Annotated in this window: 15 protein-coding genes; 13 read left to right on the top strand and 2 right to left on the bottom strand. The window is 42.7% G+C overall.

Going from position 1 to position 16,380, the window contains the following annotated elements:
* Nucleotides 1-29 precede the first annotated feature (29 nt).
* The 10 genes from folD (at nucleotide 30) to spo0A (ending at nucleotide 11,556) form a co-directional block, all read left to right on the top strand.
* On the top strand, nucleotides 30-902 hold the full coding sequence (gene folD / locus AC0VX7_RS16490; protein ID WP_475425082.1) for a bifunctional methylenetetrahydrofolate dehydrogenase/methenyltetrahydrofolate cyclohydrolase FolD: 873 nt from the start codon (nucleotides 30-32) through the stop codon (nucleotides 900-902).
* A gap of 139 nt (nucleotides 903-1,041) precedes the next feature.
* Entirely contained in the window at nucleotides 1,042-2,400 is a 1,359-nt protein-coding gene (xseA, locus tag AC0VX7_RS16485; RefSeq protein WP_215034741.1) for an exodeoxyribonuclease VII large subunit, read from the top strand.
* A complete protein-coding gene (locus AC0VX7_RS16480) occupies nucleotides 2,390-2,623 on the top strand; it encodes an exodeoxyribonuclease VII small subunit (protein WP_041967937.1) in 234 nt (77 codons plus the stop codon). The genes xseA and AC0VX7_RS16480 overlap by 11 nt, the downstream gene beginning before the upstream one ends.
* A 2-nt stretch (nucleotides 2,624-2,625) precedes the next feature.
* Nucleotides 2,626-3,519: a polyprenyl synthetase family protein gene (locus AC0VX7_RS16475; RefSeq protein ID WP_475425081.1), complete on the top strand. Its 894-nt coding sequence runs from the start codon at nucleotides 2,626-2,628 to the stop codon at nucleotides 3,517-3,519.
* A gap of 218 nt (nucleotides 3,520-3,737) precedes the next feature.
* A complete protein-coding gene (dxs, locus tag AC0VX7_RS16470) occupies nucleotides 3,738-5,630 on the top strand; it encodes a 1-deoxy-D-xylulose-5-phosphate synthase (RefSeq protein ID WP_475425080.1) in 1,893 nt (630 codons plus the stop codon).
* A 3-nt stretch (nucleotides 5,631-5,633) separates the two neighbouring features.
* Nucleotides 5,634-6,482: a TlyA family RNA methyltransferase gene (locus tag AC0VX7_RS16465; RefSeq protein WP_475425079.1), complete on the top strand. Its 849-nt coding sequence runs from the start codon at nucleotides 5,634-5,636 to the stop codon at nucleotides 6,480-6,482.
* A gap of 212 nt (nucleotides 6,483-6,694) precedes the next feature.
* Nucleotides 6,695-7,144 carry a transcriptional regulator AhrC/ArgR gene (gene ahrC, locus AC0VX7_RS16460; protein ID WP_215026605.1) on the top strand — a complete coding sequence of 150 codons (450 nt, stop codon included), beginning with the start codon at nucleotides 6,695-6,697 and terminating at the stop codon, nucleotides 7,142-7,144.
* Nucleotides 7,145-7,160: 16 nt separating this feature from the next.
* Nucleotides 7,161-8,852, top strand: a complete 1,692-nt coding sequence (gene recN / locus AC0VX7_RS16455) for a DNA repair protein RecN (protein ID WP_475425078.1) — start codon at nucleotides 7,161-7,163, stop codon at nucleotides 8,850-8,852.
* A 125-nt stretch (nucleotides 8,853-8,977) separates the two neighbouring features.
* Nucleotides 8,978-10,264, top strand: coding sequence for a SpoIVB peptidase (gene spoIVB / locus AC0VX7_RS16450; RefSeq protein WP_475428182.1), 1,287 nt, complete (start codon nucleotides 8,978-8,980; stop codon nucleotides 10,262-10,264).
* Nucleotides 10,265-10,758: 494 nt separating this feature from the next.
* Nucleotides 10,759-11,556, top strand: a complete 798-nt coding sequence (gene spo0A, locus AC0VX7_RS16445; protein WP_041967927.1) for a sporulation transcription factor Spo0A — start codon at nucleotides 10,759-10,761, stop codon at nucleotides 11,554-11,556.
* A gap of 313 nt (nucleotides 11,557-11,869) precedes the next feature.
* On the opposite strand, the gene AC0VX7_RS16440 is transcribed toward spo0A, so the two are convergent.
* Nucleotides 11,870-12,010, bottom strand: coding sequence for a YycC family protein (locus AC0VX7_RS16440; RefSeq protein ID WP_475425077.1), 141 nt, complete (start codon nucleotides 12,008-12,010; stop codon nucleotides 11,870-11,872).
* Nucleotides 12,011-12,052: 42 nt separating this feature from the next.
* On the opposite strand from AC0VX7_RS16440, the gene AC0VX7_RS16435 reads away from it, so the two are divergent.
* Complete coding sequence (locus tag AC0VX7_RS16435; protein WP_475425076.1) at nucleotides 12,053-12,790, top strand: glycerophosphodiester phosphodiesterase; 738 nt, start codon at nucleotides 12,053-12,055, stop codon at nucleotides 12,788-12,790.
* Between the two features lies 1 nt (nucleotide 12,791).
* On the opposite strand, the gene AC0VX7_RS16430 is transcribed toward AC0VX7_RS16435, so the two are convergent.
* On the bottom strand, nucleotides 12,792-13,055 hold the full coding sequence (locus AC0VX7_RS16430; RefSeq protein WP_475425075.1) for a DUF2627 domain-containing protein: 264 nt from the start codon (nucleotides 13,053-13,055) through the stop codon (nucleotides 12,792-12,794).
* Between the two features lie 214 nt (nucleotides 13,056-13,269).
* Between AC0VX7_RS16430 and AC0VX7_RS16425 the strand changes: the two genes are divergently transcribed.
* Both AC0VX7_RS16425 and yqiS read left to right on the top strand, forming a co-directional pair.
* Nucleotides 13,270-15,330, top strand: a complete 2,061-nt coding sequence (locus tag AC0VX7_RS16425; protein ID WP_475425074.1) for a sigma-54 interaction domain-containing protein — start codon at nucleotides 13,270-13,272, stop codon at nucleotides 15,328-15,330.
* Nucleotides 15,331-15,462: 132 nt separating this feature from the next.
* Complete coding sequence (gene yqiS, locus AC0VX7_RS16420) at nucleotides 15,463-16,368, top strand: phosphate butyryltransferase (protein ID WP_475425073.1); 906 nt, start codon at nucleotides 15,463-15,465, stop codon at nucleotides 16,366-16,368.
* The last annotated feature ends 12 nt before the right edge of the window (nucleotides 16,369-16,380 follow it).

Raw genomic sequence — 16,380 nt, 5'->3', positions numbered from 1 at the left:
CCTTCCCTGATCACATAGGGGGAGAAAGTATGGCTGCTAGTATTATTGATGGAAAAGAAATTGCTAAAAAGAAGAAACTTGAAATCGCCGATCAGGTTCAGGAGTTGAAGAACCAGGGAGTAACTCCGGGCCTGGCTGTGATACTTGTCGGTGATAACCAGGCATCAAGAACCTATGTCAACAGCAAGCAAAAAACTGCAAGAGAACTTGGTATGCATAATGTCCTGATTGAATATCCTGTCTCCATTACGGAACAGGAACTATTGGCTAAAATAGACGAACTCAATCGTGATGAAGACATTCATGGCATTTTGGTTCAGCTGCCGCTTCCAGATCACATCAATGAAAAAAATCTGATAGAAGCTATTTCCCCTGAAAAAGATGTTGATGGCTTTCATCCAATCAATATTGGTCGGATGATGACGGGCCAGGATGCTTTTTTACCGTGCACGCCATATGGTGTAATGGTAATGATGAAGGAAATAGAGATGGATCTTGCCGGGAAGCATGTAGTTGTGGTCGGCAGGAGCAATATTGTCGGAAAGCCGGCTGGCCAACTTTTCTTGAATGAAAATGCAACAGTTACATATTGCCATTCGAGGACAAAAGACTTAAAGGAACATACGAAACAGGCAGATGTAGTCATAGCAGCAGTCGGAAAAGCAGGCTTGATTACCGCTGACCATATCAAGCCAGGGGCTGTGGTCATCGATGTGGGCATGAACCGCGATGATCAAGGCAAGCTATGCGGTGATGTAGCTTATGATGAAGTCAAAGAAAAAGCCGGATATATCACTCCTGTGCCTGGGGGTGTTGGTCCAATGACCATCGCCATGTTGATGTTCAATACAATGAAGTCCGCAAAGAACCATTTGAATAGACTTCAAAATTCAAATCTATAAGGCGTGATTCTGTCCATATCTGTTATAAGTTAGAAACTGAAAATCCACTTATGTTAAGTGACGAATCGGGATTCTAAATTTATAATGGGTATGGGCAGTTTTTTATGATACATATATGTACCACAAAAGGAGTTTACCAATGGATAATCAGCGTTATCTAACCGTCAACGCGTTAACCAAATACATAAAACGAAAATTCGATGCCGATCCGCATCTTCAGGGCGTTTATATCAAAGGGGAAATTTCCAACTTTAAAAGGCATTCGAGCGGGCATATGTATTTTACCCTCAAGGATGAGAAAGCCCGAATACTTGCTGTCATGTTCGCGGGTGCCGCCAGGTCCATGAAGTTCAAGCCTGAGAATGGCATGAAGGTTCTGGTCAGAGGAGATATCTCTGTGTACGAAGGCAGTGGCCAGTACCAGGTATACATAAAAGAAATGAAAACGGATGGAGTTGGCGATTTATTTGTTGCTTATGAGCAGCTGAAGAAGAAGCTTGAGCAAGAAGGCCTTTTTTCTCCAAAATACAAGCAGCCTATTCCGAAATATCCAAAAGCAGTGGGCATTGTCACTTCCCCAACTGGGGCAGCAATCCGGGATATATTAACAACGATTAAAAGAAGATATCCTATTACGAAGGTGATGATTTTCCCAGCCCTTGTTCAGGGTGACCAGGGAGGCCCATCGATAGTGAGGGCAATCGAGAAGGCGAATGCAAGGACAGATATTGATGTTCTGATCATCGGCCGCGGGGGCGGATCGATAGAGGAATTATGGAATTTTAATGAGGAATCAGTTGCCAGGGCAATTTTTGCCTCGAAAATTCCTATTATTTCAGCAGTCGGCCATGAAACAGACTTCACGATCGCTGACTTTGTCGCAGACATGAGAGCGCCGACTCCAACTGGAGCTGCGGAGCTGGCTGTCCCTCATATCCAGGAGCTTATTGAGAGGGTAATGAACAGGGAAACAAGACTGATGAGGGCGATGAGGGAGAAAGTGTTCTTCCAGCAGGAGCGCTATCAGCGGCTGATCAGGTCATATGCCTTCCGTTATCCAAGGAAGCTTTATGAACAAAAACTTGAACAAGTGGACAAGCTGACGGAATCGCTGACTCGTGGAGCTGAAAAGCTTTATTTTGCAAAAAATGATGCACTTCTGCAACTGAAAAGAAGATTAGAACGAAGTCACCCAGAAGAACTGAGGAAAGTGTCTGCTGAAAGGCATGTAAGGACTACGAGGGCTTTAAATAGGGCAATGACGGCCGTCTTATCTGAAAAGCGAAAAGAGTTCGATGGAATCGTGTCTACGCTTGAAGCCTTAAGCCCGTTAAAGATCATGGACCGAGGCTATAGCCTTGCATACACAGATGATGGAGAACTGATCAAAACAGTCACCCAGGTAAAACCTGAACGGAAAATAAAGGTGAAGCTTTCTGATGGAAGCATTCAATGTGTCGTGACAGATATCAAGGAGAGTGAAAATGATGGCAGATGAAAAAAAGCTAAGTTTTGAACAGGCGATGGAGCAACTGGAAACTATAGTTGAAAAACTTGAAGAAGGCGACGTGCCTTTGGAAGAAGCGATCTCTTTTTATAAAGAAGGAATGGAATTATCCAAGCTTTGCCATGATAAGCTAAAGAATGTGGAAGAACAATTGGCCCAGATCATTACTGAAGATGGACGGACTGAAGGTTTCTCCATAAATGAGGAGGAATAGTATTGCATCCTGTTTCACTTGATTCTTTTACACAAAAATATAAGACACTTGTAGAGGAACGGCTACAAGAGGTTGTTGGTGCCCTAGAGACACCGGAGAATCTCGCTAAGGCAATGCTTTATTCATTGCAAGCAGGCGGGAAAAGGATCCGTCCGCTACTCGTTTTCGCTGTAATGGACGCATTCGGGAAAGATCCGCAAGATGGTCTTGATGCTGCCGCGGCAATCGAAATGGTCCATACCTATTCACTTATTCACGATGATCTGCCGAGTATGGATGATGATGATTTGAGAAGAGGAAAGCCGACGAACCATAAAGTATTCGGTGAAGCGACTGCGATCCTTGCAGGTGACGCTTTATTGACATTGAGTTTCAACATGCTGGCAAATATTCCTGAGAATGCCGCACCTGCAACTGTTAAGCTTGCCTTGATCAAGGGATTATCAGCTGCCGCTGGTGCTCCTGGTATGGTGGGCGGCCAGGTAGCAGATATGGAAGGGGAAAATAAAGAGCTGACTCTTGAGCAGCTTGAATATATCCATATTAATAAAACAGGAAAATTGCTCGAGTACAGTATCATTGCTGGCGCAGAAATTGCCGGGGCAACTGCGGAGCAAAAGGAAATAATGTCCAAGTTTGCTTATCATATTGGCCTTGCATTCCAGATACGTGATGATATCCTCGACCTTGAGGGTACTGAAGAAATGATCGGCAAGCCGGTTGGCAGCGATACAGCTAACGAAAAAAGCACTTATCCTGCTTTGCTTGGGCTAGCAGGAGCCAAAGAAGCGCTTGATTATCATTTGCGAAGCGCGAAAGATTCACTTGCCAAAAGCGGACTTGAGGTTGGGATTCTTGACCAGATCACCGATTTGATTGGACTGCGTAACCATTAAAGCAATCGTTGAGAACAGTGAAATAGTGTGCTATAATTGGCTGTTAGCACGGTAGTGTTGGCAGTTTTTTTTACATAATTTAGAAAAATAGACGCTGTATTTTCAGGTAGTGCTTGAAAACCTTTCATTACTTAATATATGTTATTACTAACAACTTTTTCAGAATATGAATAAACAATGCGGAATAATAAGTCAGAAATGAAAGTGAGTGGTCCGAAATGGATCTTTTATCAATAAAAGACCCTTCCTTCTTAAAAAATCTTTCGAATAAGGAATTGGAAGAGGTAAGCAGGGAGATTCGGCAGTTTTTAATTGAAAAACTATCAGTTACAGGCGGACACATAGGACCTAATCTTGGTGTTGTCGAATTAACGATTGCCCTTCATAAGTGTTTTGACAGCCCGAAGGATAAATTTCTTTGGGATGTTGGCCATCAATCATACGTACATAAAATCCTGACCGGAAGAGGATGTCAATTTGATACGTTAAGGCAGCATAAAGGACTGTGCGGTTTTCCAAAGATGATTGAAAGTGAGCATGATGTCTGGGAAACAGGTCATAGTTCAACTTCACTATCAGCTGCTATGGGGATGGCGATTGCCCGGGACCTGAAGGGGGAAGATTCCCACATCGTTCCGATTATCGGTGATGGTGCCCTAACAGGTGGAATGGCTTTAGAGGCCTTGAATCACATCGGGCATGAAAAGAAGAAGCTGATTGTCATTTTGAATGATAACGAAATGTCGATTGCACCTAATGTGGGAGCTTTGCATAGTGTACTTGGCCGCCTTCGGACCGCAGGTAAGTACCATTGGGTTAAAGATGAACTTGAATACTTGTTAAAAAAGGTGCCTGCTATTGGCGGTCAGCTCGCAGCGACTGCCGAAAGGATAAAGGACAGCTTAAAATATCTGTTTGTCTCAGGGATCTTTTTCGAGGAATTAGGATTCACCTATCTTGGACCAGTAGATGGTCATGATTACGACGACCTGTTTGAAAACCTTGCATATGCAAAAAAGCAGGAAGGGCCTGTACTGTTGCATGTGATCACGAAAAAAGGCAAGGGATATAATCCTGCTGAAAACGATAAAATTGGCACTTGGCATGGAACCGGACCTTATAAAATGGAAACCGGTGATTTTGTGAAGCCAGAATTCTCACCTCCAGCCTGGAGTAAGCTGGTTAGTGAGACAGTAAGGAAAATCGCGAGGACGGACGAACGTATCGTTGCTGTAACGCCTGCTATGCCTGTTGGTTCAAAGCTTGAGGGCTTTGCCAGCGAATTCCCTGACAGAATGATTGACGTCGGGATTGCTGAGCAGCATGCGGCTACTTTTGCAGCCGGACTGGCAACACAAAATATGAAGCCATTCCTGGCGATCTATTCAACCTTCTTGCAGCGGGCTTATGATCAGGTGGTCCATGATATTTGCCGCCAGAACTTAAATGTCTTTATTGGCATTGACCGTGCCGGACTCGTTGGCGCTGATGGAGAAACGCACCAGGGCGTATTTGATATCGCCTTTTTAAGGCATTTGCCTAATATGGTATTGATGATGCCGAAAGATGAAAATGAAGGACAACATATGGTATACACGGCCTTAAAGTATGATGAAGGTCCGATTGCGATGCGTTATCCACGAGGCAATGGATTGGGTGTACCAATGGATGAAGAGTTGAAAGAAATCCCAATCGGAACCTGGGAAGTGCTTCGTGAAGGTGAAGACGCAGCCATCCTGACATTCGGAACGACGATACCTATGGCTATGGAGGCAGCGGAGATTCTTGCTAAGCAGGGTATATCAGTAAAAGTAGTCAATACCCGTTTTATCAAGCCTCTGGATGAAGAGATGCTGGCAGGCATCCTGAATGATAACATGCCGATCCTTACGATTGAGGAGGCTGTCCTTCAGGGTGGATTCGGCAGCTTCGTGCTCGAAACATCGCATGACCTGGGATATCAGCATGTAGAAATCGACAGGATGGGAATCCCAGATCAATTCATTGAGCATGGCAGTGTTGATAAGCTTCTTGAGGAAATTGGAATGACAACAGAAGATGTCGTCTTGCGAATGCAGAAGCTTGCGAGACAGAAACAAAAAAGGGCGTAGCAAATGAAAATCAAAAAAGAACGATTAGATGTACTGCTTGTTGAACGCGGTCTTGCCGAAACGAGGGAAAAGGCCAAACGGACAATCATGGCGGGGCTCGTCTACTCCAATGAAAACCGACTGGACAAGCCTGGTGAAAAGGTTAGCAGTGACATTCCCCTGACTGTAAAGGGAAATGTCCTGCCATATGTGAGCCGTGGAGGACTGAAGCTTGAAAAGGCATTGAAGGTTTTTGACCTAGATGTTCAAGGAAAAACACTGTTGGATATTGGAGCTTCTACTGGTGGTTTTACCGACTGCGCCCTTCAAAATGGTGCTGAGATGTCTTATGCCTTGGATGTCGGCTACAACCAGCTTGCCTGGAAGCTGCGTCAGGATGATCGTGTCGTCGTGATGGAGCGGACAAACTTCCGATATGTGAAACCGGAGGATCTTATTAAAGGGATGCCGAATTTCGCAAGCATAGATGTATCTTTCATATCACTTCGGCTGATATTGCCTGTGTTAAAAACCTTGCTGGTAACAGGCGGCGATGTCGTCGCTCTCGTCAAGCCGCAATTTGAGGCTGGAAGAGAACAAGTAGGCAAAAAAGGTATCGTACGTGACAGGAAGGTCCACAAACAAGTTTTGGACAGAATCATTTCTTTTTCGATAGAAGAGGGCTATGATGTTATGGATCTAAGCTTCTCACCGATCACAGGCGGTGATGGCAATATCGAATTCCTGCTACATCTTCAGTGGAACAACACCGCAGAAGAAAAAGGCAGGCTGTTGCTGAAGACCGAGCCTGAATCAGTCGTAACTGAAGCGCATAATGAACTAAAATCAAAGCAAACTAGCGAAGAAGAATAGGCTGAATTAGCCTGTTCTTTTTTGTGTGATTTTAAAAGAGGCCAAATTTTCAACTTGATATTTCCGTAACCACTTCTCTTTGCAGGAAGTTCACCACTTCGTCAATTCCAACGATAACTTTTGCCGAAAGTCCACGAATGATTGTACATTCTGTTGAAATCGGCTAACATATGAGTATATGAATGTTTCGGATATATCCAGGGGTGATATTTATGAATAAAGGACAGCGACATATAAAAATCCGTGAATTAATCGCGAGTAAAGATATCGAGACGCAAGATGAACTCGTCGATCGATTGAAAGCTGCCGGTTTTAACGTTACACAGGCGACAGTTTCACGTGACATCAAGGAGCTACATCTTGTAAAGGTTCCTTTGATTGATGGCAGATACAAATACAGTCTTCCTGCAGATCAGCGTTTCAATCCATTGCAAAAATTAAAAAGGTCGTTAATGGATGCTTTTATCCGGATTGACCAGGCAGGCCATCTTTTAGTAATGAAAACACTGCCGGGAAATGCCAATGCGATCGGCGCACTGATTGATAATCTTGATTGGGAAGATATTCTTGGCACGATTTGTGGAGACGATACCATCTTGATTATTTGCCGTACTCCAGAGGATACTGAGCAAGTCACAAATCGTTTTCTCGATATGCTGTAAATGAGGTGACGTTTGCTTGTTAAATGAATTATCGATACGAAACTTCGCAATAATTGAATCATTATCCGTTTCTTTTAATAAAGGCCTTACCGTACTCACAGGTGAAACAGGGGCTGGGAAATCCATCATCATTGATGCCATCCACCTGCTCGTTGGCGGACGGGGCTCAGCAGAATTCGTCCGACACGGCGAAGACAAAGCTGAAATTGAAGGTTTGTTCCATTTGGAAGGCGAAAATCATCCGAGCTATGGAAAAGCAGCTGAGTTTGGCATCGAGATTGAAGATGCCATGATTGTCTTAAGAAGAGATATTTCGGCGAGTGGAAAAAGCGTCTGCCGAATTAATGGCAAACTTGTCACAATCGCAACCCTGCGTGAAGTAGGTTCGACCTTGATTGATATTCATGGTCAGCATGAGCACCAGGAATTGATGGATGAGACAAAGCATATTAATCTGCTTGACCAATTTGGTGCAGATGAAATCCTGCCTGCCCTTCATGAATACCAGCAGGTTTTCCGTTCATTTGAACAAACGCAGAAAAAGCTGAAAAGCTTAAGTGAAAATGAACAGCAAATGGCCCATAGACTTGATTTGATCCAGTTCCAACATGATGAAATCCTCTCAGCGGACCTAAAGATGAACGAGGATGAGGAGCTTCTTGAAGAGAAGCGTAAGCTTGGCAACTTCGAAAAGATTTACGAGAGCATTCAGACCAGTTATTCGGCTTTGCAGGGAGAGCAAAAGGGCCTTGACTGGATTGGTTTAGTAATGGATAATCTTCAGAATGCAGCTGATCTGGATCCAGACTATAAAAATGTTGCTGACACTGTAGCGAACAGTTTCTATATGCTGGAAGACGCAGCGAGGACGATCAGGAATGAACTTGATTCCCTTGAATACGACCCGCAGCGCTTGATTGAAATCGAGGACAGACTAAATGAAATCAATCAATTGAAGCGTAAATATGGGAAAACGATAGAAGAAATCCTTGAGTATTCCTCGAAAATCGAAGAAGAAATTGAGACACTGCAAAATAAAGAAGTCCATATTGGCCAGATGGAAAAGGAGCTTGCATCCCTTAAGAAGGATTTGCGTATAGAGGCCAATAACCTGACTCAAACTCGCAGGAAATGGGCGAAAAAACTCACAAAATTAATCCATAAAGAACTTAAAGAACTGTATATGGAAAAGACGGTATTCGACCTAAGAATCGACGCGGATTCTGACCATTTTCATAAAAACGGTGGAGATAAGGTTGAATTTTATATCTCGACGAATCCAGGCGAACCACTGAAGCCTTTGTCAAAAATTGCATCAGGAGGAGAACTTTCGCGGATCATGCTCGCACTGAAAAGTATCTTCTCAAAACATCAGGGTGTTACTTCGATCATTTTCGATGAAGTGGACACAGGAGTCAGCGGCCGGGTTGCACAATCGATTGCCGAAAAAATCTATAGTGTGTCGACTGGATCACAGGTTCTGTGCATTTCGCATCTACCTCAAGTCGCAGCGATGGCTGATACTCACCTGTATATCGCAAAAGTCATAAAGAATGGCAGGACAAAAACATCCGTCACTCCACTTTCTTCCTCTGAGAAGGTAAAGGAAATCGTCAGAATGATATCAGGGGTTGAAGTTACGGACCTCACGAAACAGCATGCTGAAGAATTGCTGAAGCTTGCCCAGAATATGAAGGCAGTTACATGAAAAGCTATCCATAATGGGTAGCTTTTTTATTTTTATACAGGTTATAAATGCGGGGAGTCGAGGCAAAATTAAAGATGTAGCCATTTTCGATGTGTTTGGACTAGAAGCGAGGAGAGTGAATGGATTTGAAAAAGGATTTTCTCAGAAAATTTATTGGTGGAATTCTCCTTGTTTCATTAATTGCTTTAGGATTTGCAAAACCAGTACATGAATATTTATCTATTCCAGGAGATATAACATTATTCGAGGGGCAAAAGCTTGATTTCCAGGCGAATGCAGTCCAAGTTACAGCTCCCGTAAAAGACTCAAATATCGCAGTGGACCAAAAAGGTGAAACCTTGTCTCTAGAGGCGAAAAGACATGGGAAGGATGAAATGGTCCTTGAACTAGCCGGATTTCCGGTTAAAAAAGTCGATGTCAATGTCCTAAAGGATTTCAAGGTCAGGCCAGGCGGTCAATCAATAGGAGTAAAGCTGAACACGGTTGGTGTCCTTGTGGTCGGGCATCACCAGGTTCAGGCTGATGAAGGAAGGGTTTCACCAGGTGAAAAAGCAGGCATAAAAAAAGGCGATATCATCACAGAAATCAATGGACAGCAAATTGAAAAAATGGCCGACGTCGGCCCGTTTGTAAAGCAAGCTGGTGAAGATGGCAAGCCGTTGAATGTTGTAATAAAAAGGGAAAATGAAAAAATCAAAACTCAACTACAGCCAGAAAAGGATATTAATGAAAACACCTATAAGCTTGGGTTGTATATACGCGATTCAGCTGCAGGAATTGGGACGATGACTTTTTATCATCCTCAGACAAAAAAATATGGAGCACTGGGGCATGTCATTTCCGACATGGATACGAAGAAGCCAATCGTCGTTGGTGATGGGCAAATCGTAAGATCTACAGTTACTTCGATTGAAAAAGGCGGTAAAGGAAATCCGGGGGAAAAGCTGGCTCGCTTTTCATCTGACCGGGAAGTAATCGGGAATATCCGAAGGAACAGTCCTTTTGGAATCTTTGGCGAACTGAACAAAGATATTTCAAATGGCGTATTTGATAAACCCTTGCCAATTGCACTTTCACACCAAGTGAAAGAAGGTCCGGCGAAAATCCTGACGGTCGTGAATAATGACGAAGTAAACCTTTTCGATATAGAGATTGTCAGCACCATCCCACAGAAATTTCCAGCAACGAAAGGGATGGTCATTAAGGTAACCGACCCGGAACTGTTGGAAAAAACAGGTGGAATCGTCCAGGGAATGAGCGGCAGTCCGATCATCCAGGGAGATAAGCTAGTGGGAGCAGTCACCCACGTCTTTGTAAATGACCCAACAAGTGGCTATGGTGTTCATATAGAATGGATGCTGAACGAAGCAGGTATCGATATTTACGAAAAACCAAGAGAGCAGGCAAGCTAATACAGGAATTCGGCGGCGGCAAATAGCCGCCCTTTCTTTGCGTTTAACATATGTAATGATTTTCTTGGAATAAAAAAATAGTGCTGAGTTGTTTAATTTTAAGGAAAGAGCCTTATCCGCACATTAATACGATTTATGTGACGATAATCATCGCAACCTTAAATTTATCCGGAAAATAATTCCGTTTATGTGACGATAACCCTTGGTACTCCTGCTTTATCCACTCATTAATTCTGTTCATATTAGGGTGATCTTTATTACTCCTTCTATGTCCGCATCAGGATTATTCGACAAATTACCAGAAGCTTTTTTGTCAACTATCGAAATTAGTCGAAAAACAAAGGAAAATGAAGCATTAATAAGAAAATATTACTTTTTTAAGAAAAAATTAAAAATAAGAGGAATTTCTGTTGCATTGTCGAATTAGTCATTTAGAATAGAATTTAGAGAAGATAATGTTTGTGATCATAATTGGATTGAGGAGGAACCAAGTAGTGAACAAAATAAAAGTATGCGTAGTTGATGACAACAGAGAATTAGTAGGTCTTCTTGAGGAATATATTTCCTCTCAGGATGATATGGAGATTGTTGGAGTTGCCCATAATGGCCAGGAATGTTTAGAAATGCTCGAAGATACAGATCCTGATGTCTTGCTCTTAGATATTATTATGCCTCACCTTGATGGTTTGGCGGTCCTGGAGAGACTTCGTGAAATGAAGAAGGGAATCATTCCAAATGTAATCATGCTGACTGCGTTTGGCCAGGAAGATGTAACAAAGAAAGCAGTAGACCTTGGGGCATCATATTTCATTCTCAAGCCGTTCGATATGGAGCAACTGGCAGGCCATATTCGTCAGGTGAGCGGCAAGGCAAAATCAGTAGCGCGAAAACCATCGTCATCAATCAATTATGGCAGATTGAATGCGGAGCAAAAGCCTAAAAACCTTGATGCAAGCATTACGAGCATCATTCATGAAATTGGCGTCCCTGCACATATTAAAGGGTATATGTACTTGCGTGAGGCCATTTCAATGGTTTATAACGATATTGAACTACTTGGCTCGATCACAAAAGTCCTCTATCCAGATATCGCCAAGAAATTCAATACAACGGCAAGCCGTGTAGAACGTGCTATCCGCCATGCGATTGAAGTGGCGTGGAGCAGAGGGAATATCGATTCCATTTCTTCGCTGTTTGGTTATACTGTTTCGATGTCAAAGGCAAAGCCGACAAATTCCGAATTCATCGCGATGGTCGCTGACAAGCTGCGCCTTGAGCATAAAGCTTCTTGAAAGAGTTAGGACAAATTTAGCTATTTATTCTTAATATTATATGGAACATCTTACTTTATCACGGTCTTACCGTACTAAAGTAAGATGTTTTTATATGCCTGAAAATTGGTAAACCATGAGTATGCATATTATCATGTATATATAGCGAATCATTTCATAAAAAAACCCTTTAGGCGTTATAGACTTATGTTTAGTTCCACGCTAAGTTTAGAAATCAACAGCCCCGTTTTTCCACCAAACAAAAAAGACTGTAGACAAGCTCGATTTCCATCGAGTTTGTCCACAGTCTGAATCACCCTTTAGGAGTTAAGATTTATTTTTCTTTTTCATTTTCAAGTTCCGTTAATTTTTGAATAAGGATATGTTGGGGCATGTGCATGATTTGTTCAATAGGCACTCCGAGTTTCTCGGAAAGCTTAACAGCGGTCTCAGCGGAAATATGTAATGGTCTCATTATTTATTTACCTCCAAATTGAAAAGATGGGTGTGATGGTTTATGACTCTTATTTTAGCACATCGCGGCTATGCAGCCGAATATCCTGAAAACACTTTGCTCGCTTTTAAAGAAGCCGAAAAAGCGGGTGCTGAGGGGCTGGAGCTTGATGTCCAGATGACAAGAGACGGTGAGCTGGTTGTGATTCATGATGAAAAGGTTGATCGAACAACCGATGGCTCTGGACTGGTAAAGGACTTCAATTTAAAGGATTTAAGAAAATTGGATGCCCGTTTCAAATTCGAGGCTTTACCAAAAAAAGAAACGATTCCTACTTTAGATGAAGTACTGGAATGGCTATCAGCAACCAAAATGGTCTGCAATATTGAATTAAAAAATAGTATCATCCCTTATGAAGGCATGGAAGAAAAGGTCATAAATATGGTCAGGGCTTATGACTTATCAGACAGGATCATCATTTCATCCTTCAATCATTACAGTATTGTCCACAGCTATTTGCTTGCGCCAGAGATTGAAATCGCACCTTTGCTTTCCGAAGGCTTATATATGCCCTGGATTTACGCACAGTCGATAAAAGCTAAAGGCTTTCATCCTCACTGGCGGGCTGCACCGGATCAAATCGTCAGAGCCTCCCTGAAGAGCGGGATTGAAGTGAGACCATATACTGTAAATAAAGAGACAGAACTGGAAAGATTGTTCAAGGTTGATTGCAGTGCGATCATAACAGATGATCCTGCAAAGGCGAAAAGAATAAGGGGAAAAATAAACAGGCCTGAATAAATCAAGGCCTGTTTTGCTTTTTATTGCTATCAGGTATTCGAAAAAATGCCTGAACTTTATTTCTTTTACGATCACGATGCAGGATAAAACCAGCGATGAACCCCAGTCCAGCCAGGAAAAAAAGAAGTCCCGCAAGGAATTGAACCCACAAATAAGGAAATGGCGCCTGCAAGATTCCAAACACCATGTCTCGCATAAGTTTTACCCCTAAAGCAGCAATGACGCCTGGTATCAACATAATGATTAATGCTATGATCCTGACCATTTGGTTTCCCCTCGTTATTTGTCCTCTGTTAAAAAGTATACTTAACCCCGTGTTTTTCCGCAATATAAGTTATTCAAAGAGCATTACTTACAGAAGAGTTAGAAAACAAAGAAATTTGTCAGCGCATACAAAAAGAATTACAATAATAGTGAAAGATTTTGCAGACTAGAAAATTGGACCTATGAAATATTTTTCCGGATATGTGGTGGATATTATGCAGAAAGTAATGATTGTAGGAGCGGGTAAGGGTGGAACGGCCATCCTGAACATTTTCAAACAGACTGCAGATGTGATAGCTGTGGTTGACCTTAATCCTGACGCCCCCGGAATACTCGCGGCGCAAAATGCTGGCATCCAAACCGGAACAGATTGGCATCAATATATGTCAGATCATCTGGATATCATCATTGAAGTGACCGGTGAAGAGGAAGTCTTCAAGGAATTAAGGGAAGCCCGCGGTAAAAACACTGTACTGATTCCCGGCAGTGTCGCATTTCTATTGGCGACCCTTTTAGAGGAAAAGGAAGAGTTAATAAAAACTCTCAGAAAAATTACATATGAGCATGACTTGATTTTTAACTCTTCTGGAGATGGCATGGTTGTCATTAATACAGAAGGAACCATAACTTTGTTTAACAAAAGTGCAGAAAAAATTATCGGAACAACAAGAGAACAGGCAGAAGGACAACATGTTTTAGAAATTATACCAACAAGCAAGCTTCCGAGAATTTTGAACACGAGGAAGACAGAGTCCAACCAGGAATTATTGCTTCCAAATGGATCGAAAATCATCACTACAAGAATTCCGATCATTGATGAAAATGACCAACTGATCGGAGCGTTCTCTGTTTTTAAGGATATTACAGAAGTTGTGAATCTTGCGGAAGAGATAACAAATTTAAAAGAGATTCAAACAATGCTTCAGGCAATCATAAACTCCAGCGATGAAGCGATTTCTGTAGTAGATGAGGATGGCCGGGGAATTTTAATTAATCCTGCTTATACCAGGATAACCGGACTTAAAGAAGAGGAAGTAATCGGGCAGCCAGCTACCGCTGATATATCCGAAGGCGAGAGCATGCATATGAAGGTACTTAAGACTAGAAGGCCAGTCCGGGGAACAGCGATGAGGGTCGGCCCCTATAAAAAAGAAGTTGTTGTCAACGTAGCCCCGATCATAGTAGATGGAAAGCTTAAGGGAAGTGTCGGGGTTATCCATGATATGTCGGAGATCCAGAGCTTGAATCGGGAGCTGACACGCGCAAGGCAGATTATCAGGACCCTTGAAGCGAAATACTCGTTTGAGGATATTATCGGCCAATCAGAAGAAATGACGATTCCGATTGAACAAGCGAAGCTCGGGGCGAAAACGCCTGCAACTGTCCTCCTTCGCGGGGAATCAGGAACAGGGAAAGAATTATTTGCACATGCGATTCACAATGCCAGCGACCGCAGGTTCAACAAGTTTATACGTGTCAATTGCGCGGCAATTTCTGAATCGCTGCTGGAAAGCGAACTTTTCGGCTACGAAGAAGGAGCGTTTTCAGGTGCCAAACGGGGCGGTAAACGCGGGTTTTTTGAAGAAGCCAATAACGGCAGTATTTTTCTTGATGAAATCGGTGAATTGCCTGCCAATACGCAAGCCAAATTACTCCGGGTTTTACAGGAGAGAGAAATTGTCCGGGTGGGTGGAACGAAACCCGTACCAATCAATGTCAGGGTTATAGCCGCCACAAATATGAACCTTGAAAAAGCGATTGCGAACGGCAGTTTTAGAGAAGACTTATATTATCGTTTGAACAGAATGCCGATTCATATACCGCCTCTCAGAAGAAGGAAAGAAGATATTCCTCTCCTATGTGAAAGGTTGATCCGAAAAATTAATCAAGACTATGGACGTAACGTTGAAGGTGTTTCTGAGGATGCCATTAAAAAGTTGATAGATTATGATTGGCCCGGAAATGTAAGGGAGCTTGAAAATGTCCTTGGTCGCGCAATTATCTTCTTGAGCTATAGTGAAACGATCATCCGTATTGAGCATTTGCCTGAATTGCAGAACAGCCAACTAAAGGATAGTGATGATACGATAGGTCAGTCAATTCCGACTGAACCCCTTGCGCTCCAGTTGGACAAGTACGAAGCGAAGGTAATTAACTCAACTCTTAAGGCTGTAAAAGGGAATAAAACAGCTGCAGCCAAAGTTTTAGGTGTTTCAGTCAGAAATTTATATTATAAGCTCGAAAAATATAATATTGAAGCAGATAGCATGCAATAATTTTCACACTCTGCAATTTTTTGCATAATATTTTTGGGCGAAAGTAAAGCGTTTTCAACGTTTTAAGTTGGCACAGTTCTTGCATTAATAATTAGCGGTGATGCGAGAAGAACAGAAAGGGTTGAATCAGTCATGAAATTAGACTCACTTATCAGCATGGCATCCCAAAATGACAGGAAAACAGTTGCTGTCGCTGCGGCTGAAGATGCTGAGGTATTAGAGGCGGTTGCTCAGGCTGTAAACCGGGAGCTTGCCGATTTTCTTCTATACGGAAACAAGGAAGAAATCGAAAGAATGATTGCAGCTAAGCATCCAGAACTTAGAGACAGCAAAGGGGTTATGATCATTTCCGCGCCTAATAATAATACTGCCGCAGAAATGGCCGTAAAAGCAGTCAAAGCGAAAGAAGCAAATGTCGTGATGAAAGGGAATATCCCGACTGCTGCTATTTTGAAGGCTGTCCTAAATAAAGAATATGGTCTGAGGACCGGCGCAGTGCTTTCCCACGTGGCTGTATTTGAAGTGCCGGGCTACGATCGATTTACCATCGTTACCGATGCAGCTATGAATATTGCACCAGATCTTGATCAAAAAGCCCAAATTATCAAGAATGCTGTCAAGGTAGCTCATTCTATAGGGATTGAACTGCCAAAAGTGGCGCCACTCGCAGCGGTTGAAGTGATCAATCCGACTATGCAGGCCACGGTAGATGCAGCTTCATTAACGATGATGAACAAAAGAGGACAAATTCCCGGATGTATCGTTGATGGCCCGCTAGCCCTCGATAATGCGGTTTCACAGCTTGCCGCAGAGCATAAGGGGATAAAAAGTGAGGTCGCCGGCAGGGCTGATATCCTGTTAGTCCCAGCGATCGAGGTAGGAAATGTCCTTTATAAATCATTAATTTACTTTGCCAACGCAAAGGTTGGGGCAGTCATTGCCGGGGCAAAAGCACCAATCGTGTTAACATCCAGGGCGGACACTGCTGAGAGCAAGTTATACTCACTTGCATTGGCGTTATGCTCTGCTTCTAAATAAGTTACATAAACC

This window comes from Mesobacillus sp. QJM3NY_10, from assembly GCF_056173465.1.
The sequence above is the reverse complement of the archived record's forward strand: the minus strand, read 5'-3'. Positions and strand labels throughout refer to the sequence as shown.

What these genes read in the sequence shown, in the direction of transcription:
- folD (WP_475425082.1), top strand. Translation starts at nt 30, where the DNA reads ATGGCTGCTAGTATTATTGATGGAAAAGAAATTGCTAAAAAGAAGAAA.
- xseA (WP_215034741.1), top strand. Translation starts at nt 1,042, where the DNA reads ATGGATAATCAGCGTTATCTAACCGTCAACGCGTTAACCAAATACATA.
- AC0VX7_RS16480 (WP_041967937.1), top strand. Translation starts at nt 2,390, where the DNA reads ATGGCAGATGAAAAAAAGCTAAGTTTTGAACAGGCGATGGAGCAACTG.
- dxs (WP_475425080.1), top strand. Translation starts at nt 3,738, where the DNA reads ATGGATCTTTTATCAATAAAAGACCCTTCCTTCTTAAAAAATCTTTCG.
- AC0VX7_RS16465 (WP_475425079.1), top strand. Translation starts at nt 5,634, where the DNA reads ATGAAAATCAAAAAAGAACGATTAGATGTACTGCTTGTTGAACGCGGT.
- ahrC (WP_215026605.1), top strand. Translation starts at nt 6,695, where the DNA reads ATGAATAAAGGACAGCGACATATAAAAATCCGTGAATTAATCGCGAGT.
- AC0VX7_RS16440 (WP_475425077.1), bottom strand. Translation starts at nt 12,010, where the DNA reads ATGAGACCATTACATATTTCCGCTGAGACCGCTGTTAAGCTTTCCGAG.
- AC0VX7_RS16435 (WP_475425076.1), top strand. Translation starts at nt 12,053, where the DNA reads ATGACTCTTATTTTAGCACATCGCGGCTATGCAGCCGAATATCCTGAA.
- AC0VX7_RS16430 (WP_475425075.1), bottom strand. Translation starts at nt 13,055, where the DNA reads ATGGTCAGGATCATAGCATTAATCATTATGTTGATACCAGGCGTCATT.
- AC0VX7_RS16425 (WP_475425074.1), top strand. Translation starts at nt 13,270, where the DNA reads ATGCAGAAAGTAATGATTGTAGGAGCGGGTAAGGGTGGAACGGCCATC.
- yqiS (WP_475425073.1), top strand. Translation starts at nt 15,463, where the DNA reads ATGAAATTAGACTCACTTATCAGCATGGCATCCCAAAATGACAGGAAA.